This window comes from Austwickia sp. (assembly GCA_016699675.1).
Classification (GTDB): domain Bacteria; phylum Actinomycetota; class Actinomycetes; order Actinomycetales; family Dermatophilaceae; genus Austwickia.
Map to the genome: position 1 here is coordinate 2,511,210 of CP064985.1, position 17,978 is coordinate 2,529,187.

Consider the following 17,978-nt stretch of genomic DNA (forward strand, 5'->3'; position numbering starts at 1 on the left):
TCGTCAGCGGCTCCCGCAGGTCGTGGGCCGTGATCGAGGCGAACTCGTCGAGCTGCCTGTTGAGGTCCTCCAGCTCGCGCTGGGCCTGGCGTCGGGCCGAGGCGTCGCGCGACAGCTGGGTGAGTCCAGCCGGGACCCCACCGCCTCGCTGGCGGGCCAGCCGAACAGCCGCTCAGCCGCCGGGTTCCAGGCCGTGATGACGCCGTCCTCGTCGAGCTCGGCCACGGCATCCAAGGCGCTCTCCAGCACCGCGCGAGTCCGTCGCTCGCTCTCGGCGAGCTCGGCGGCGAGGAGGGTCTGGCGCGCTTCGGCCTCCCGCGCCTTGTCGAGGACGGCGGCCGTGCCGGCGCGGCGAATGTCGAGCAGCCGCAGCGCGTGCGCCTCGACGGCGGCGGCGATGACGCCCACGAGGCAGACCACGGTCACGACCAGCGCCAGCGCGAAGGGAGCATCGACCGCGCCGGACCGGGCGAACTGCAGCACGACCCAGCCGAGCACGCACGGCACCAGCAGCATGACCGGCATGAGCTGGCGGGCGATCCGGCCCCCCGCGGTGGTGTCGGTGATCGTGCGGGCGAAGCCGCGGTCCGGGCGAACCCCCACCATCGCCAGCCCCGCCGCGAGGATGCCGAGGGCCGTCAGTGGGGAGAGGACGGCCATCAGCACGACGCGGTAGGCGTCCGAGACGCCGAAGGCCCACGCCAACACGGCGAGGAAGCCGATTCCGATCGGCACGGCGGCGACGGCCTGCGCCAGGGCGTGCCGGCCCACGGAGTGCAGGATCGCCGCGAGGGCCAGCCCGAGCATGGCGATCGAGACGATCTCCAGCATCCGCTCCGGCTGGTGGGCCGTCGTGGCCAGGAACGGGTTGTCGGGCAGCACGTCCCGCCCGGTGCGGTGTTACAGGATGTTCGCGGCGGCGACGAGCGCGGACGCGATGCCGGCGGCGAGGGACGCGCGGCGGGTGCGGCGGCTCGGTCGTACGGCGTGCGCGGCCGTGGTCGCGCCGATCACGACGAAGCAGGCCGCCGGCCACCAGCGCACCGGGTCGATCCCCGGCACCCCCAGGCGCGTCAGCTCGGCGCGCTGCATCATGTGGCCGAGGGCGGCGACCACCCCCAGCACGGTCACCGCCGTGGCCAACACGATGGTCAGGGCGCGCATCGCGGCCACCGCTCGAATCGAGGAGCGCGACGCTTGGGTCTCCTCGGCGATGCTGCGGCGGACCTCGATGTCGTCGATGTCGGTCGGTTTGAGCGGGGCGGTGGCCGAGATGAGGCGGGCGGCACGGCGCACGGCCTGGGCGGTCTCCTCACCCAGCGCGCTGTAGCGGGGTTCGATGCCCCGGCGTGGCCCAAGCAGTGTCATCGGCGTCCCCCAAGGTAGTGGCCTCGGCTAGTCACGTCATCGGACGCTCGAGTCGAACCCTGAGCTGAGACCGCCGACCGGGTTAGGGTGCACGCGTGAAGCCGATGCGTGCGGGGACGTTGGGGTCGACGGTGGCGGCGGGCGTGCTGGCGGTCCTCGGGCTGGCGATCTCGGGTTGTTCCGGCCAGTCGTCGGAGCCAGCGGCGACGACGTCGGCGACCACGGCAGGGTCGCCGGGGGCCTCGGGTGCGACGAGCACGGCTGCGGCCTCCTCTACCACCACGACGGCCCGCCCCTCGGTCGAACCGGGGACGATCCCCGGCACGGGCCTCTTCGAGGTCGGCGGCGACGTACCCCCCGGCACCTACGTCTCCGAGACGGCGGCGGACAAGACCTGCTACGCCGCCCGGCTGGCCAAGCGGGACTCCCCGGATCCGCTCATCGCGAACTACGTCGTCAAGGGGCGCAGCACCGTGACGATCGAGAAGACCGACGTGTACTTCGAGACCAGGGACTGTGCCACCTGGAAGAAGCGCTGAGGCTGCACCCTGGTGCCGGTCGCGCGTCGAGCGCCGGGCGTGCGGGGGGTGGCGGGGCCTCAGTAGATGTGCACCATGGTGTTGACCGGCACGCGCTCGTAGAGCTTGCGGGCGGTCTCCCAGTCGCCCAACTGCACGCAGCCATGGCTCCCGATGTAGGTCTGGGGATTCAGGGCAAAGCCTGAAGAATAGTGGATGTAGAGGCCCTGCTTGCTGTCGAACTTCATGCCCCAGGGCATGAACACCCGGTACGGATAGGACCACCACTGGTCGGGGGCCTTGGTGTCGACCCTCCAGGTCCCCTTGGGGGTCTCGTAGCCGACGCGGCCGAATCGGACCTCCGCCGACAGCCATTCCTGGCCGTTCTCCAGGTAGGACAGGGTGCGGGTGGCCTTGTCGATGCACACGATGTTCTTCTGTTGCCGGCAGATCGCCGGGAGGTCGGCCGCGGGTACGTCGACCGTGGTTCCGGCCGCGGCCCTCGCGGCGTCGACGTCGGGGGCGGGCGCCGCGGGGGCGGGCGTCGCGGGGGCGGCCGTCGCGCCGGCTCCTCCCAGGGCGATCGCGAGGGTCGTGGCGGCGAGCGCGCGAAGCGCGGTGGCGGTGCGCATGGGGGCCCCCTGCGGCGTACGGCGTGGTCGGCGACGAGGGTGGCGATGGGACCATCGGTCTCCACGCACGGAACCCCCTATCACGGTAACACCCGCCACAGGAGCCCCAGTGAACTCCGACAGGTTGGGCCGTCGGAATACTTTGCCAAAAGTCTAAGAGACAGTAAGCTAGGTATAAGATTAGTTCGCGTCCATCGGAGGTTGGTCATGAAACCGTCCCGCGTCGTCGTCAACGCCCACGTCGATCGGTCGAAGGTGCGTCCCATGGAGACGGCGCCGGCGGCCTTCCACGAGACCCTGCCCGGCTTTGCGCCGACCTCGCTGCGGCCGGCGCCCGAGTGCGCCAAGGCTCTCGGCGTACGGTCCGTGCACGTCAAGGACGAGTCCATGCGCGTCGGCATGCCGGCGTTCAAGATCTTGGGCGCCTCCTGGGCGACGTACCGCGTCATGATGCGCCACTTCGGCAAGGAGCCCAGCGCCAACCCGAGCCTGCAGGAACTGCGCGAGCTGGTGACGCAGTCCGGCCAGGACCTCACCCTGGTCGCCGCGACCGACGGCAACCACGGCCGGGCCGTGGCGCGGATGGCCAAGCTGCTTGGCCTGAACTCGATCATCTGCGTGCCGCAGAGCATGGTCGAGTCGCGCAAGAAGGCGATCGCCCGCAACGGCGCCGAGGTCCGCGTGGTCGCGGGCGACTACGACCTCGCCATTAAGGAGTCCGCGGCGTTGGCCGACGCGACGCACATCGTGGTCTCCGACACGTCGTGGGAGGGCTACACCGAGCCGCCGAAGTGGGTCATCGACGGCTACTCGACCATGCTCGGCGAGGTCATCTCGCGCATCGAGGCCGGCCACGCCCCCGAGCCCAGCGTCGTGTTGGCCCAGATGGGGGTGGGCGCCTTCAGCGCCGCCGTGGCCGCCGCCTTCGCGCCGCGCCCGGCCCGGATGCTCGTCGGGGTCGAGCCGGTGACGGCGGACTGCGTGACCGCCTCCGTCGAGAACGGCGACATGGTCCAGCTGGCCGAGCTGCCTGGGACCTCGATGGCCGGGCTGGACTGCGGTACGCCGTCGCTGACCGCGTGGCCCGACAACCTGTACGGCTTCGACCGCTACGCCACCGTCACCGACGAGGACGCCGAGGAGGCGACCCGCCTGCTGTACCGGGACTACATCAACGCCGGCGAAAGCGGCGCCGCCGGCCTCGCCGCGCTGCTCGCGCACGGTGCGGAGCTGGGCCTGAAGCCCGACGACGACGTGCTGGTGTTCCTCACCGAGGGCGTGACCGACCCGGTGAACTTCGCCCGCATCATCGGCGAGGACAACCCGCTCGCCTGATCGCGTCTCCCTCGCCCGGTGGAGTCGTCCCGGCCGGGCGCCGGCCGGGCGTCGGCCGGGCATCGGTCGCGGGGAGGATGCGCAGGCGCGCGAGAGTCTGGGAAGCTGACGTTCGGCCGCGAGGGGCGCGGCCGAACGCACTCTCGGGGAGAACACCATGACCCAAGACCAGCTCACCCTGGCCGCGACGTACCTCTTGTTGTTGCTCGACGACGACAAAGGCAAGCTGCTCGTCGACAAGCGGTACGTCGACACCGGCCTCGCCGCGGCGACCCTGCTCGATCTCATCGGGCAGGGTCACCTCGCGCTCGATGCCGACGGCAAGCCCGGCAAGCAGAGGCTGCACGCCACCGGGGTTGCGCCCGCTGATCCCGACCTCGCCGAGGTGGTCCGCACGGTGCAGGACCGCAAGTTCGGCAACGCCGTGGAGAAGCTCGCCGGGTTCACCAGCTTCACCAACCACGCCAAGTCCCTGCGGGAGCGCGAGCTGCACCGCCTGGTCTCGGCGGGGATCCTCGGCGCGGAGAAGGCCCGCGTGCTGGGCCTGTTCCCCGTCGACCGGTACCCCAGCCTCGACGACGCCGTCGAGCGGGACGTTCGCGGCCGCCTCGAGGACGTGTTGGCCCGCGGCGCCACCCCGGACGAGCGCAGCGGCGCGCTGATCTCCCTGCTGTACGCCGTGGGGGCCCTGCCGAAGGTCTTTCCGCACCTCGACAAGGGCGACCTCAAGCGCCGCGGCAAGGAGATCAGCGCGGGCAACTGGGCCGGCGAGCAGGTGGCCCAAGCGATCAACAACATGACCGCGGTGATCGTCGCGATCATGGCGGCGACCACGGCAACCAGCGCCTCCGCCAGCGTCACCTCGAGTTCGGGCAGTTGAGCAGGGGGGCGCGGGTTTCGCGTCGCGTCGTCTTGGCCGCCACGGTGGCCGGTGCCGCGGCGTTCGTCCGTCCTCCCGATCGACTGGCGGAGACCGCGGTCGCCCAGGGTCAGGTCGCTCAGGACGAGTCCGAGTCGCTGCGCACGCTGGCGCAGGGCCGGGCCGCCGCGGCGCGTCCCGGCCGGGAGCAGGTGGTCGGCCGCTATGGCCGGGTGCGGCCGGCCAGCTGGGGACTCGCCCTGCCGGGAATCGTGACGTCGCTCGGGTCGCAGGCCGTCGCCGACAAGGCGGTTGCGCTGACCTTCGACGCGTGCGGCGCTTCGCGGCGCGACGGACCCGGGAACGGGGTCGACGCGGCGCTCATCGCGCTGCTGCGGCGGCACGACGTGCGCGCCACGCTGTTTCTCAACTCCCGCTGGGTGGCGGCCAACCCGCGGGTTTTCGACGACATTGCGGATGATCCCCGCTTCGAGATCGCCAACCACGGCACGCGGCACCTGCCGCTGTCCGTGTCCGGGCGCGCGGCGTACGGCGAGATCGGCACCCGCGACGCGGGGGAGGCGTACGACGAGGTGGCCGGCAACCACGACGCGCTGACCTGGTTGCTCGGCAGGCCCCCGCGGTGGTTCCGGTCGGGCACGGCGCACTACGACGACGTGGCGGTGCGGCTGGTCGGCGAGCTGGGGGAGCGTCCCGTCGGCTTCTCGGTCAACGCAGACGGCGGGGCGACGTTCCCGCGGTCGCAGATCCAGCACACGCTGCGCCACGCCGGGCCCGGGGACATCGTGATCGGACACATGAACCGCCCGACCCGGGAGACCGCGGCGGGCTACGCGCTCGGCCTGCCCGAGCTGCTGCGTCGCGGGCTGCGGACGGCGACCTTGAGCGAGTACCTGGACCGCCCCGCCGGCTGACGCTGCCCCGCCGACTGACGCCGCCCCGCCGGCTGACGCCGTCCCGCTCAGTAGCCGCCCGGCGGCGGCTCCATCTCGGCTCGGACGCCCAGCAGCCGAACGGGCCGATCGTCGCCGAGCGCGGCGTACAGGGCCACCGCCGTCTCCGCGATGACCAGCGCGTCCGTCGTCGGCGCGGGCAGCTTGCGGACCTTCGTGTGTGTGAAGAACGGCGCGAACCGCACCTTCAGATGCACCCGGACGCACGGCCGCCCGGCCCGGCGGATGTCCTGCGCCACCTGCTCCGCGAGCACCGCCAAGGCGCCGGCGACGGCCTCGGACCCCACCAGGTCCTGCTGGTAGGTCGTCTCGTGCCCGTGCGCCCGGGGCACCCACGGGGTGTCGTCGACGTGCCGCCGTCCCTCGCCGCGGCCGAGCCGTCGCAACCAGGGACCGTTGGTGGGCCCGAACTCGTCGATCAGCACCGCCCCGTCGGCGTCCGCCAGCTCGCGGACCGTGCCGATGTCCAGGGCCGCCAGGCGCGCACCGATCCTCGACCCCACGCCCCACAGCGCCGTCGTGGGCTGCTCGCCGAGCACGGCGTACCAGTTGTCCCTCGTGAGCTGGAAGATCCCCGCCGGCTTGCCGTATCCCGTCGCCATCTTCGCGCGCACCAGCGTGTCCCCGATCCCCACCGAGCAGTGCAGCGCGGTCGCGGCCAGCACCGCCGCCTGCGCCTCGCGGGCCGCGACGATCGGGTCGTCGCAGGTCAGGCCCACGAACGCCTCGTCCCAGCCAAGGACCTCGACGACGGCGCCGGGCAGCGCCCGCAGCGTGGCCATCACCTCCGCGGAGGCCGCCTCGTACACCGGGAAGTCCACCGGCAGGAACACCGCCTGCGGGCAGCGTCGGGCCGCGATCTTGAGGGCCAGCCCGGACCGTACGCCGTGCGCGCGCGCCTCATACGACGCCGTCGACACGACGGCACGCTCCGTGGGATCGCCCCGACCGCCCACCACCACGGGCACGCCGACCAGCTCAGGACGGCGCAGGCGCTCCACCGCCACGAGGAACTGATCCATGTCGACGTGCAAGACCCACTGCATTGGCCTGACGCTACTCACCTGTTGGACTCCGGATCCGGCTACTTTGGGGCCCGAGTCCCGCCTAGTTCCCGAGCACGACCCTGCGAGACCGCGCGATGTCCCTTTGTCGCGCCCCCCGAAGAGCCTGCCCGCACTGGCCCATGGAGACCTGATGACGACAGAGCAACCGAGCCCCGCCCACGCCACTGACGCGATGCCGGTCGCCGAGGCTCCGGAGATGGCCCAGCACACCAAGGGCCCCGATCACGAGCCCACGCATCCGCTGGCCGTCGGACCGGTCGTGTCGCCGCCGCACACCGTCGACGGTTTCGTGCGCGAGTTCCTGCGCGAACTGAACTACGGCGAAGGCGTGGCCCTCTCGCGCTCCACCGTCAACGACCAATACATGGCGCTGGCGAAGACCGTGCGGCACTACCTCATGGCCGACTGGCTGGAGACCGCCCGGAAGCGGCGGGCCAAGCCCAGCAAGATGATCGGCTACCTGTCGGCCGAATACCTGCTCGGGCGTCAGCTGGGCAACGCCCTGCTGGCCACCGACCTCGGCGATATCGCGGCCAAGGCCATGGACGTCTGCGGCATCGACCCCGCCAAGCTGCGCCAGCAGGAGATCGAGCCCGGCCTGGGCAACGGCGGCCTGGGCCGTCTCGCCGCCTGCTTCATCGACTCCCTGGCGACGATGGACGTGTCCTGCGTTGGCTACGGCATCCGCTACGAATACGGCATCTTCCGGCAGACCTTCGTCGACGGCCGCCAGCACGAGGTGCCGGACAGCTGGCTGTCGCTGGGTAGCCCGTGGGAGTTCCCGCTGCCGGACCGCGCCGTACGGGTCGACTTCGGCGGCCGGACGGAACGGTACGTCGAGGACGGGGTCGAGCGGGTGCGCTGGATCCCCGACTGGAACGTCGAGGGCATCCCGTATCAGTTCATGGTGCCCGGCTACCGCAACGGCGTGGTCAACACGCTGCGGCTGTGGAGCGCCCGGGCGACGCAGGAGTTCGACCTGCAGATCTTCAACTCGGGCGACTATGCGCAGGCGGTGCGGGCGCAGACCTTCGCGGAGAACATCACCAAGGTCCTCTACCCGGAGGACTCCACCCCGCAGGGCCGTGAGCTGCGCTTGCAGCAGCAGTACTTCTTCGTGGCCTGCTCGCTCAAGGACTACGTCGAGCAGACCCTGAAGCCGGACTTCGACCTGCACAAGCTGCCCGACCAGATCATCTTCCAGCTCAACGACACCCACCCGGTGATCGCCATCCCCGAGCTGCAGCGGCTGCTCGTCGACGAGCGCGGGATGGACTGGGACGAGGCGTGGGCGATCACGAGCAAGTGCTTCGCCTACACGTGCCACACGCTGCTGCCGGAGGCCCTGGAGGTGTGGCCCGTCGAGCTGCTCGGCCGGCTGCTGCCCCGGCACCTGGAGATCATCTACCGCATCAACGAGGAGTTCCTCGAGCAGGTCCGCGAGGCCTTCCCGGACGACGCGGAGCGGCTGGCGCGGATGTCGATCATCCAGGAGCACCCGCGCGCGGTGCGCATGGCCTACCTGGCCACCGTGGCCGGGACCCGCGTCAACGGCGTCGCCGAGCTGCACAGCCAGCTGCTGCGCGACAAGGTGCTGCCGGACTTCAGCGAGATGTGGCCCGACAAGTTCACCAATGTCACCAACGGCATCACCCCGCGGCGCTTCATCAAGCTGGCCAATCCCTCGCTGTCGCAGGTGATCACCGACGCCATCGGGGTCGGCTGGGAGACCAACCTGGATCGCCTGCAGCAGCTGGAGCCGTACGCCGAGGACGACGAGTTCCGCGAACAGTTCCGCGCGGCCAAGGAGCGCAACAAGACGAGGCTGCGCGAGCTCCTGCGCAACCGCGACGGGATCGAGCTGCCCGAGGGCCACATGCTCGACGTGATGGTCAAGCGGCTGCACGAATACAAGCGGCAGAGCCTGAAGCTGCTGCACATCCTCTCGCTGTACGAGAGCATCCTCTCCGGCCGCGTCAAGCCGGCCGAGATCACCCCCCGGACGTTCGTGTTCGGCGCCAAGGCCGCCCCCGGCTACTTCCTGGCCAAGGAGACGATCGCGCTCATCAACGCGGTGGCCGCGACCATCAACGCCGACCCACGCGTCGAGGGCCGCCTGGCGGTGGCGTTCCCGGCGAACTACAACGTGACCCTCGCCCAGACCCTCATCCCGGCCGCGGACCTCTCCGAGCAGATCTCGCTCGCCGGCAAGGAGGCCTCCGGCACGGGGAACATGAAGTTCACGCTCAACGGGGCGCTCACCATCGGCACCGACGACGGCGCCAACGTGGAGATCCGCAAGCTCGTCGGCGACGAGCACTTCTTCCTGTTCGGCATGACCGAGCCGGAGGTCGCCGAGCTGCAGGCGAAGGGCTACCACCCGCGGTCGTACTACGAGACGAACCCCGAGCTGCGGGCGGCCATCGACCTGGTCGCGAGCGGCACCTTCAGCAATGGCGACCGCGGCCGCTTCGGGTCGATCGTCGGCAACTGGCTGCACGACGACCCGTTCATGGCGCTGGCCGACTTCGAGTCGTACATCGAGGCGCAGCGCCGCGTCGAGGCGGCGTACGCCGACCCCGAGGGATGGACCCGCTCGGCGATCCTCAACGTGGCCCGCAGCGGCTTCTTCTCCTCGGACCGATCGATGCACGACTACCTGGTCAACATCTGGAAGATCTGGGCCGTATAACCCCGGGAGGTTCACCGAAATGCCGTTCAGCATGCCGCAGGACACCGCGTCGCGCCCCGTCACCGTCATCGGCGGGGGCACCCTTGGTCGCAAGATCGCCCTGATGATGGCGGATCGGGGCGGCCTCGTCCGGGTCGTCGACAAGATCCCGGAGGTGCGGGAGGCGGCGAAGGCGTACGTCGAGGAGAACCTGCCGGCCCTGGTGGAGACCATCGACGGCGGCGCGGTGGGCAGCATCGAGCTCTACGAGGACATGACCGACGCGGTCAAGGGGGCCTGGCTGGTCGTCGAGTGCATCCCCGAAAAGCTGGAGCTCAAGAAGGCGATCTTCGGCGAGCTGGACCAGATCGCCGACCCGGACGCGATCCTGGCGACGAACTCCTCCTCGTACGCCAGCGAGGAGATGATCGACCTCGTCAAGAACCCCGAGCGGGTCTGCAATGTGCACTTCTACCAGCCCCCGGAGCTGCCCGCCGCGGACCTCATGAGCTGCGGGCACACCGATCCGGCGATACTGCCGTTCCTGCGCGAGGAGCTGGCCAAGCACGGCGTCTACGGATTCGTCGCCGCCAAGAAGTCGACGGGGTTCATCTTCAACCGCATCTGGGCCGCCATCAAGCGCGAGTGCCTGGCCGTGGTCGCCGACGGGGTCAGCAACCCGGCGGACATCGACCAGATGTGGATGATCAACTTCGGGATGGACTGGGGCCCGTTCCAGCTCATGGACAAGGTCGGTCTCGACGTGGTCCGGGACATCGAGCTGCACTACCTGGAGGAGCGGCCAGGCCTGCCGACCAACACGATCGAGCTGCTGGACTCCTACATCGCTCGTGGCGAACTCGGTCGCAAGTCGGGCAAGGGCTTCTACGACTACGCCCAGGATTAGCCGGCGGTGGGCTTTACCCAACCTTGAAGTGCTCTTGACGGCTTCCAGGTCGGACGGTCGGCTCAGGTGCCGATGAGGTGCGTACCGGACGTCGCCGCGCGCTGGGTCGGGGGACCGGGAGGCGGGCGACGTCCGGGCTAGTGGCTTTCGGCTTAGCGCGGCATCGTCGCTCGGTAGGCGGCCGCGCCGCTCGGGTTCTGGCCGCCCATCAGCCCGCCGCCCACGTCCGAGGGGTCATCCCAGTAGTTCTCGACCACCATGATGTCGGCGTTGGCCGCCATGAACGCCCGCATCTTTTGGATGTACAGGGCGTTGTCGCCCAGGCCTTCGCGGGCCGGTGCCGCGAGGCCCCACTCGGGGATGCTCATGCCCTTGCCGTGCGCCCGGGCGAACTCGGCGACGTCGGCCAGGCCGGGGCTGTCGGCCGGCCTGATCCCCTTGGCCCAGGCGGCCTCGTTGCTGGCCTTCTGGGTCCACCAGTCGAAGTGGTCGCAGCCCACGATGTCCACCACGTCGTCGCCCGGGTAGAGCAGGTTGAGTGAGTCCAGGCGATTCCGCTGGCCTTTCAGGGGGGTCACACAGTTGATGTCGAAGTCGATGAGGGCCTGGGGCGCCTGCGCCTTGACCAGGCCGGCGATCCGACGGAAAGCCGCCCGGTAGTCGGGTGCAGTGGTCGCGGTGGTGTACCAGGGCATCCACTCCCCTTGCGCCTCCCAGCCGATCCGCACGATGACGGCCCCGGAGTGCGTTGCCAGGTCCTGGCCGATGGCCGTGAAGACGCCGTCGCGGGACCCGTCGAGGATCTCAGCGAACGTGCCGCCCGGATAGGGGATCATCGGCAGGCCGTAGAGCAGCAGGCCGGGGAACCCGGCGAAGCTGTCCACCGCCCAGCGGCTGCGCGCCATGCCGTCCCAGCCGTCGAAGTACTCCGGGTACACGGTCACCGAGTCCACGGGCGCGCCGCGCCACGAGCCCCACGCCTGCGCGCCCGCGGTGTCCATGGAGGTGGTCTTGCCGCCCAACCACACCCCGGAGTGCCACGGCAGTCCCGAGCGGGGGACACCGGCGCGGGCCTTGACGGACCCGGGGGTGGCCGCCGCGGCAGGGCTGGCGATGCGCGCACCCGCGACGACGCCGGTGGCCGGGGCGCTCGCGGCGTGGGCTCCGGAGGACCCCAGGCCGATGGTGGTCGTCAGGAGCGTGGCCGCGGCGATGAGCGAGGTGCGGCGCCGGAGGGGACGGCGGGGACGGCGCGTGCGGGCAGCGCCAGGCAGCGGGGAGGGCACGGGACGGAGTCTGACATGGCTCGGACGACATCGTGAAATTACGACGCGCCGTCTAATCCGAGCTGCTCAGCGGCGATTTGAACAGGTCAGACGTTCAGGTGCTAAATAGTACAGACGTCCAGTTCGTACGACGTACGGCGCAGGCGCCCAGGCCAGCGCCCGCGTGCGCGACAATGCGGACGTGGCCTTTGCCGATCGCGCGCCCGTGTCGGACCCCGGCGACTGGGAGCCGCCGGCCGTTCGCGCCGACGCTCTGCTGATGACCTGGGCGATGATGCTGCTCGGGCACGTTCTGGGCGCCGCACTGGCGACGTTTGCCCTGGTGGGAGGCTCTCCCGACCGGAGCGGTTCGGCGGTGGCGGCCTTCTGGGCCGTCTTGGTCCTCGGCGTGGCGGGCGGGGGCGTGGCGTGGCAGGGCCTCGGCGTGACCAGGCAGGTTCGCCGGGCCGAACAACGCGGGCGCGTTCCCACCGTGCCGATGGTCCAGCCGATCGTGCTCGCCGTCGGGGTCGCGCTCCTCGCCGTGGGGGTCGCGGTCATCGTGATCGCCCAGTGGGGCGCGGGCGGGGTGCTCCCGGCCGTCGGCGGCGAGTTGGTGTTCGTGCCCTTGGCCCTGCGGACCCAGCGCTACCTCGACGACGCGCGCGCGGCCGCGCGGCCCTGGCGCTGAGGGGGCCCGCGCGGCGCGCCAAGGCTCGATGACGGCTGCTGCCGGGACCCGGGGGAGCCGCCCCGCGTGCCGTCATGCCCTCCCCGTGGCTGTCATGCCGTGTCCGCGGTCTCGCGGATGTTGATAGCGCTCACGGTTGCGGCGATAACCACCACCGTGAGCGATAGCCACCACCGCGAGCGATAACCACCACCGCGAGCGACAACCGCACCCCGAGCGTCAGCCGCAAACCCCGAGCGACAACCCGCAACGCCCAGCGACAACCGGCGCGCCGGGGCTGGATGGGGAGGCCCCGTCGCGCGGGATGCGGCAGGCTGGGGTCGTGGCGACTGGAGTGTCCTGGGCTCTGCCGGAGGTCCCCGTCTCGGCCGGGGCGATCATCCTCGACGGCACGGGCGCGGTGCTGATTCTCAAGCCCACCTACAAGAAGGGCTGGACCATCCCGGGCGGGATCATGGAGGACAACGGCGAGTCGCCGTGGGAAGCCTGCCGGCGGGAGGTCCTCGAAGAGACCGGGCTCGTCGTCTCCGCAGGGCGGCTGGTGTGTGTCGATACCCGGCCCGGCAAGCCGGGCCGAAAGCTCGGCCTGCGATTCCTCTTCCATTGCGGGGTGCTCGCACCCGAGGTCACCAGAGACATTCGACTGCAGCGCAGCGAGGCGAGCGAGTATCGGTTCGCCCCACCGGATCAGGCGCTCGCGCTGTTGCGCGCGCCGGTGGCCCGCCGCGTCCGCGTCGGACTGGAGGTGGCGTCGTGCGCCTACCTGGAGGATGGCCTGCCGGTGCCCAGCCTGGGGTGAGTGGGTCGGCTCAGCCACCATTCACACTGTTCACTCAAGGTAAAGAGTCGGTCAGGACTGAATCAGGCATCCGTCATTCCGTTCAAGACGGACGTCTTGGTCGCCGATGGGCAAGTGTCAGGACGACACGGGTCGCGGCGGGCGACCTTGAGCAAGGGGGAGAGCAATGGGTCGGTACCAGCTGGGGGCGGCTGACTGCGTTCGTGGTGCGTCGGGTCGCGACTACGCCATCCGGTGCAGGACAGACCGCCGGGGGGTGTCGCAGTGGTTCGTGGGTTCGGCCTCGGCGGCCAGCTGGGGGGCTCCGTTCGTGAGCGAGCCGCTGGCGCGCCAGTGGGCGCGCTCGCGCTGATTTCGCCAGGGGGCGAGCGTCGTAGGGGTGCGGCGCGAAGGGGGGTACCGCGATGCGGTGCCCCCCTTCTCCGCGTCGTCAGCCGCTGCGGTCTTGATCGCTGAGGTCGCGCACGGTCGGGACGGGCGGGAAGGCGAGGACCGACTGCCGCTCGGCCATGCCGCGCAGGACGCGCAGCCCCCGCTGCGCCGTCGCTTCGCCGCGGAGCGCGACGGCGACGCGATGGCCGCCCAAGGCGATGGCGGACAGGGGGGTGGCGCCGGGGTGCACCCCGCTGCGGGTGAGCTCCTGCAGGACGAGATCCGCGGCCTCCGCCGCGATGGCACCCGCGATCTCGCGCCGCTCGGGGGTGAAGTGTGCGGGCGCGTCCGCGAACAGGGTCACCGCCGCGACCGTGCCGAGTTGCGTGCGCAGGGGGACGGAGAGGACAGCGGTGACATTGCTCGCCACCGCGAGGGCGCACCACGGGTCGGCACCGTCGGCGCCGTCGAGCACGTCATCGATCCACACCATCTCGCCGGTGAGCAGCGCCCGGGCGCCGGGCGAAATCCCGGCCTTGACGCTGGAGCCCAGCGCCGCAGCCAAGGGGTCGCTTGCTGCCGCAACCAGGGGACGCTTCGCGCCGTGCAGCAGGAGGTCGCCCCGAGCCGCCTCCGTCGCGACCTGCAGGTCACAGGTGACGGCCCGGAAGAGGTTCACGCCGTCCAGCCGCGCCCACCAGGCGCGCAGGCTCTGCGCGCGGCGGCGGAGTTCGTCGGACGACATGTGGAGGTGTTACCCGCATTTGGCGCGGGCAAGCACGGCGGCCGTCATCTTCCGCCGGGTGTCGGCGAGCGGCCGCGCTCAAGCGGACGGGAGCGCCGGGCAGCGCGCCGCGGCCTCCAGCACCGTCCACGCCTGCAGCTGCGGGCTCATGTCGAGCGTCGCCCCGCCCGGCAGCGTCTCGGCCGCGGGTCGGCCCGGGTCCGGGGAGAACACCCGGGCCGGCGCCCCGAGCCGACGTACCTCGCTGCCCTCCCACAACGCCTGCGCGGTCCCGGCCACAAGCGCGGCCGCCACTCGGCGTACGTCGTCGGGCAGCCGCGGCTCCGCCGCGGCGAGCGTTAGGTAGCGCACGAGAATCCCCGTGAACAGGCCACCGTCCCCGTCGCCGTGGGTGCGCAGCACGGGCCGCTCGGCGGGCGCGCGCAGGGCGGCGTCCACGGAGGCCACGAGGGCCGCCGCGCGCGCCAGGCTCACCTCGTCGCCGAGCGCCAGCAGGGCGCCGAGGAGCGTCCCCTGGTTGTAGGTGTAGACGGTGCGGTCGAGGCGGCCGTCGCAGTACGCCGTGTCGAGGGCCAGCCCCTCGGTCTCGTCCCACAGAGTCGCGTAGATCCACTCCACCAGGCGCCGGGCCCGATCGACGTCGCCGGTACGGGCGAAGTAGATCGCTGCGGGCGCCGTGGCCGGCACGTTCTTGCGGTCCCGGCGCCTGGTCCAGTACAGGCCGCCGCCGAGCTCCTCCGTCTCGGCCCGACGCAGCTTGGGGGCGATCCGCGCCGCCAGCCGGCGCGAGGCGCGTGGGGGTGCCTCGCCCAGGTCCCGCGCCAGGGCGTCGAGGCGGCCGGCCGCGAGGATCATCCAGGCCATGTCGTCGAAGAAGCCGTTGGTGTAGTGCGCGACATTGCGCAGCCACACCGCGCGCAGCAGCTCACGGCCGAGCCGGAGGTAGGCGCGGGCCGCGGCCACCCCGCCCTCGTGCAGGTGCCGCAACCCGGCGTCCACCAGCGCATCCAGGTAGTGGGCCTGCCACCAGTAGTTCCAGGCGAGATCTCGCCGCGGCGGGGCCGGATACCTGCGCGCGGCCAGGTGCGTGCCCGGCAGGCCGAGCAACTCTCGGCCAAACGTCTGGACGACGCTGCGGGCGGCCTCGTCCGCCCGCTCGGCCCAGGGCCCGGTGGGGGGGAGGGCGGATGGATCTGGGGGGCCGGCGGTGTCCACGGTTCTAGAGTGCCAAACCTGCGACGGAACGGGGCAGGTCGAGCGTCTGCGATGGCTGCGAAACAGGCTCAGGTTCGCGCGTTTCCGACCGTATGTGACGCTGTGAGTGAAGTGCGTCGAGACATCGCTGAGGCGGCAGCCCGGATGGCCGTCACGTTCGGCACGCGCTCGGCCATGCGCGACCTGGCCGAGGAGCTCGGTCCGGGGGAGCAGGTGCTGGAGCTCGCCGCGTGCACCTACGCGGGGGCCGCCGGCCTCGTCGCGCTGACCTCGCAGCGGGTCATCGCGATCCGCGATGACTACAGCAAGCACCAGGTGCAGTTCGTCGTCGTCGCCGAGGTCGTCACCGTCGACTACGACCCCACCGTCCACGATGGCTTCGCGCTGTTCACCTCGACCGGTCGGCTCGTGGTGCGCAAGATGCGGCGGCAGGACGGCGACCGCCTGGTCGACGCGCTGCTCACGCACGCCCCGCACATCGCCGTCCACGTCACGCGCCCGGCCAGCGCGCCGGTGGCGCATCCCGACCCCCAGCTCGGCGGACAGCTCGGGCGCCTCGGTCGGCACCGCAAGCCCGCGAGCCCGGGTGCGTCCCCTGGGACGTCGCCGCTGGGCGCGGCCGCGGCCGCCCAGGCCGGCGCCGCCCACGGCGTGGTCAACGCCGCCGGAGCCGCGGGCGCCGCTGGTGCTGCGGCCTCGGCCGCTGCCGGAGGCGCTGCGAACGGCGCGCCGCAGCCGGTGCCTGCCCCGGCCGCCGTACCCTCCCCCGCGACCCCGGCTCCCGCCGCCGCGCATCCTTCGCCCGTGCGACCGGCGCCGCAGGCAGCGATGCCGGCGCCCGCGCTCCCGCCCGAGCCAGCCACCGGGTCCCGGCCCGCCACCGACAAGGAAGTCCTGCTCGGGGTGCTGGCCGACCTGCACGCTCAGGGCGTGCTGACTGCGGAGGAGTTCGCCGCCAAGGTGCGGCAGATCGTCACCCAGGGCTGATCGCCGTCGGCGGATTCCCGTCCGAATTGCCCGGTAATCGTCGGTAGTGTCCGTTCGGCGCGTGAGCTGCGCCACACCCTGGCGCTTCTCTGGTCCGCCGCCTAGCGCGCCCACGTTCGTGGACACGTGTACAGGAGGCAGGCGATGACCGCAGCGGGACCCGGGACCCCGAGCGCCCCACCCATCGACGCCGAGATGAAGCGTCGGGTGCTGCGCAAGGTCGTTCGCCGCCTCATCCCGTTAATGGGGCTGCTCTACTTCATCAACTACCTGGACCGCACCAACATCGGCTTCGCCAAGCTGACGATGAGCAAGGACCTGGCCCTCACCGAGACGATGTTCGGGCTGGCGTCGGGCATCTTCTTCCTCGGCTACCTGGTCCTGGAGGTGCCCAGCAACCTGGCGCTGCATCGGTTCGGCGCGCGCAAGTGGATCGCGCGGATCCTGGTCAGTTGGGGCATCGTCGCGGCGGCGATGACCTTCGTGCCGAACGCCCCCTGGCTGTATGTCCTGCGGGCCCTTCTCGGCATCGCGGAGGCCGGGTTCTTCCCGGGCATGATCCTGTATCTGACCTACTGGCTGCCCCGCGAGGAGCGCGTCAAGGCCACCGGCCTATTGATGCTGGCGATCCCCATCTCGTCCTCGCTGGGGTCGCCGCTCTCGGCCGCGATCATGGAGTACTCCCACGGGATGTTCGGCCTGGCCGGGTGGCGGATGATGTTCCTCATCGAGGGCCTGCCGGCCATCCTCCTCGGCGTGATCACCTGGTTCTTCCTCACCGACCGGCCCGCGGACGCCCACTGCTCGAGCCCGCCGAGCGCACCTGGCTGCAGAACACCCTGGACGAGGAGCACCGGGAGACGGTGGCGCAGCACCACTGGCCGTTGCGCCGGTCGCTGACGAACCCCCGCGTCCTGGCCCTGTCGTTCGTCTACTTCGGCACCGTCTACGGGCTGTACGCCATCAGCTTCTTCCTGCCCTCGATCGTCGCGGGCTCCGGAAGATGTTCAACACCAAGCTGAGCCTGGTGCAGACCGGCCTCATCACGGCGGTCCCGTTCCTCTGCGGGGCGATCGCCATGGTGCTGTGGACCCGGCACGCGGACCGGAGCCGGGAGCGCGTCTGGCACGTGGCCGGCCCGGTCTTCCTGGCGGCGATCGCCATGCCCATCGCCCTCTACATGCAGAGCGCCGTGGCCGTGATGGCCGTCGTCTGCGTCGGCGCCGTCGGGATCTTCTGCGCGCTGCCGACCTTCTGGTACCTGCCCACGACGTTCCTGACCGGCGCGAGCGCGGCGGGCGGCATCGCCCTGATCAACTCCCTGGGCAACACCTCGGGCTTCGTGGCGCCCTACGTCACCGGCTTCCTCAAGGACACCACCGGCGGATACGAGCCGGCGATGTGGATGATCGGCGCCATGATGGGCCTCGCCGGGGTGCTCACGCTCGTGCTGGGCGCCGCCCCGCGGCCGCAGCACGCGGCCAGCCAGGACGAGATCGATCACCTGATGGAAGCGCCGTGAGCGGTGCCGACGCCGTCGCCGAGGCGCCGGTGGTCGCCGCGCTGCTGCAGG

The 17,978-nt window shown here is 71.3% G+C and carries 16 protein-coding genes and 1 pseudogene; 10 read left to right on the top strand and 7 right to left on the bottom strand.

Features of this window, described 5'->3' with window-relative positions:
• Positions 1-3 precede the first annotated feature (3 nt).
• Positions 4-882: a PAS domain S-box protein gene (locus IPK37_11515; GenBank protein QQR99636.1), complete on the bottom strand. Its 879-nt coding sequence runs from the start codon at positions 880-882 to the stop codon at positions 4-6.
• A gap of 18 nt (positions 883-900) precedes the next feature.
• The gene (locus IPK37_11520; GenBank protein QQR99637.1) at positions 901-1,368 is read right to left on the bottom strand and encodes a hypothetical protein; all 468 of its coding nucleotides are present in this window, start codon (positions 1,366-1,368) and stop codon (positions 901-903) included.
• A 95-nt stretch (positions 1,369-1,463) separates the two neighbouring features.
• Here IPK37_11520 and IPK37_11525 point away from each other — a divergent pair, with 95 nt between their 5' ends.
• Complete coding sequence (locus IPK37_11525; GenBank protein QQR99638.1) at positions 1,464-1,907, top strand: hypothetical protein; 444 nt, start codon at positions 1,464-1,466, stop codon at positions 1,905-1,907.
• A gap of 59 nt (positions 1,908-1,966) precedes the next feature.
• Here IPK37_11525 and IPK37_11530 read toward each other — a convergent pair whose 3' ends face one another.
• Positions 1,967-2,518 (bottom strand): L,D-transpeptidase, encoded by a 552-nt coding sequence (locus IPK37_11530; protein QQR99639.1) that lies wholly within the window; start codon positions 2,516-2,518, stop codon positions 1,967-1,969.
• A gap of 207 nt (positions 2,519-2,725) precedes the next feature.
• On the opposite strand from IPK37_11530, the gene IPK37_11535 reads away from it, so the two are divergent.
• From IPK37_11535 to IPK37_11545, 3 genes are all read left to right on the top strand, one after another.
• Entirely contained in the window at positions 2,726-3,853 is a 1,128-nt protein-coding gene (locus IPK37_11535; GenBank protein ID QQR99640.1) for a diaminopropionate ammonia-lyase, read from the top strand.
• Positions 3,854-4,010: 157 nt separating this feature from the next.
• Positions 4,011-4,733, top strand: a complete 723-nt coding sequence (locus tag IPK37_11540; GenBank protein QQR99641.1) for a GPP34 family phosphoprotein — start codon at positions 4,011-4,013, stop codon at positions 4,731-4,733.
• On the top strand, positions 4,730-5,647 hold the full coding sequence (locus tag IPK37_11545) for a polysaccharide deacetylase family protein (GenBank protein QQR99642.1): 918 nt from the start codon (positions 4,730-4,732) through the stop codon (positions 5,645-5,647). Before IPK37_11540 ends, IPK37_11545 begins: the two co-directional genes overlap by 4 nt.
• Positions 5,648-5,694: 47 nt before the next feature.
• Here IPK37_11545 and IPK37_11550 read toward each other — a convergent pair whose 3' ends face one another.
• The gene (locus tag IPK37_11550) at positions 5,695-6,732 is read right to left on the bottom strand and encodes a DNA polymerase IV (GenBank protein QQR99643.1); all 1,038 of its coding nucleotides are present in this window, start codon (positions 6,730-6,732) and stop codon (positions 5,695-5,697) included.
• 193 nt (positions 6,733-6,925) lie between these two features.
• Between IPK37_11550 and IPK37_11555 the strand changes: the two genes are divergently transcribed.
• Both IPK37_11555 and IPK37_11560 read left to right on the top strand, forming a co-directional pair.
• Positions 6,926-9,445 (top strand): glycogen/starch/alpha-glucan phosphorylase, encoded by a 2,520-nt coding sequence (locus IPK37_11555; protein ID QQS02833.1) that lies wholly within the window; start codon positions 6,926-6,928, stop codon positions 9,443-9,445.
• A gap of 19 nt (positions 9,446-9,464) precedes the next feature.
• On the top strand, positions 9,465-10,331 hold the full coding sequence (locus tag IPK37_11560; GenBank protein QQR99644.1) for a 3-hydroxyacyl-CoA dehydrogenase family protein: 867 nt from the start codon (positions 9,465-9,467) through the stop codon (positions 10,329-10,331).
• Positions 10,332-10,483: 152 nt separating this feature from the next.
• On the opposite strand, the gene IPK37_11565 is transcribed toward IPK37_11560, so the two are convergent.
• Positions 10,484-11,617, bottom strand: coding sequence for a hypothetical protein (locus IPK37_11565; protein ID QQR99645.1), 1,134 nt, complete (start codon positions 11,615-11,617; stop codon positions 10,484-10,486).
• Between the two features lie 181 nt (positions 11,618-11,798).
• Between IPK37_11565 and IPK37_11570 the strand changes: the two genes are divergently transcribed.
• Together IPK37_11570 and IPK37_11575 are read left to right on the top strand one after the other, a co-directional pair.
• On the top strand, positions 11,799-12,287 hold the full coding sequence (locus IPK37_11570; GenBank protein ID QQR99646.1) for a hypothetical protein: 489 nt from the start codon (positions 11,799-11,801) through the stop codon (positions 12,285-12,287).
• A 304-nt stretch (positions 12,288-12,591) separates the two neighbouring features.
• Complete coding sequence (locus IPK37_11575; protein QQR99647.1) at positions 12,592-13,086, top strand: NUDIX hydrolase; 495 nt, start codon at positions 12,592-12,594, stop codon at positions 13,084-13,086.
• 430 nt (positions 13,087-13,516) lie between these two features.
• On the opposite strand, the gene IPK37_11580 is transcribed toward IPK37_11575, so the two are convergent.
• Positions 13,517-14,203, bottom strand: a complete 687-nt coding sequence (locus IPK37_11580; GenBank protein QQR99648.1) for a GAF domain-containing protein — start codon at positions 14,201-14,203, stop codon at positions 13,517-13,519.
• 78 nt (positions 14,204-14,281) lie between these two features.
• On the bottom strand, positions 14,282-15,940 hold the full coding sequence (locus IPK37_11585; protein QQS02834.1) for a hypothetical protein: 1,659 nt from the start codon (positions 15,938-15,940) through the stop codon (positions 14,282-14,284).
• 282 nt (positions 15,941-16,222) lie between these two features.
• Here IPK37_11585 and IPK37_11590 point away from each other — a divergent pair, with 282 nt between their 5' ends.
• Both IPK37_11590 and IPK37_11595 read left to right on the top strand, forming a co-directional pair.
• Positions 16,223-16,405, top strand: coding sequence for an SHOCT domain-containing protein (locus tag IPK37_11590; protein ID QQR99649.1), 183 nt, complete (start codon positions 16,223-16,225; stop codon positions 16,403-16,405).
• Positions 16,406-16,549: 144 nt separating this feature from the next.
• Positions 16,550-17,927, top strand: a pseudogene (locus IPK37_11595) (MFS transporter).
• Positions 17,928-17,978 lie beyond the last annotated feature (51 nt).

What these genes read in the sequence shown, in the direction of transcription:
- IPK37_11540 (QQR99641.1), top strand. Translation starts at nt 4,011, where the DNA reads ATGACCCAAGACCAGCTCACCCTGGCCGCGACGTACCTCTTGTTGTTG.
- IPK37_11550 (QQR99643.1), bottom strand. Translation starts at nt 6,732, where the DNA reads ATGCAGTGGGTCTTGCACGTCGACATGGATCAGTTCCTCGTGGCGGTG.
- IPK37_11520 (QQR99637.1), bottom strand. Translation starts at nt 1,368, where the DNA reads ATGACACTGCTTGGGCCACGCCGGGGCATCGAACCCCGCTACAGCGCG.
- IPK37_11585 (QQS02834.1), bottom strand. Translation starts at nt 15,940, where the DNA reads ATGCGCCACCGGCGCGCTGGCCGGGCGCGTGACGTGGACGGCGATGTG.
- IPK37_11575 (QQR99647.1), top strand. Translation starts at nt 12,592, where the DNA reads ATGCGGCAGGCTGGGGTCGTGGCGACTGGAGTGTCCTGGGCTCTGCCG.
- IPK37_11535 (QQR99640.1), top strand. Translation starts at nt 2,726, where the DNA reads ATGAAACCGTCCCGCGTCGTCGTCAACGCCCACGTCGATCGGTCGAAG.
- IPK37_11555 (QQS02833.1), top strand. Translation starts at nt 6,926, where the DNA reads ATGCCGGTCGCCGAGGCTCCGGAGATGGCCCAGCACACCAAGGGCCCC.
- IPK37_11530 (QQR99639.1), bottom strand. Translation starts at nt 2,518, where the DNA reads ATGCGCACCGCCACCGCGCTTCGCGCGCTCGCCGCCACGACCCTCGCG.
- IPK37_11560 (QQR99644.1), top strand. Translation starts at nt 9,465, where the DNA reads ATGCCGTTCAGCATGCCGCAGGACACCGCGTCGCGCCCCGTCACCGTC.
- IPK37_11580 (QQR99648.1), bottom strand. Translation starts at nt 14,203, where the DNA reads ATGTCGTCCGACGAACTCCGCCGCCGCGCGCAGAGCCTGCGCGCCTGG.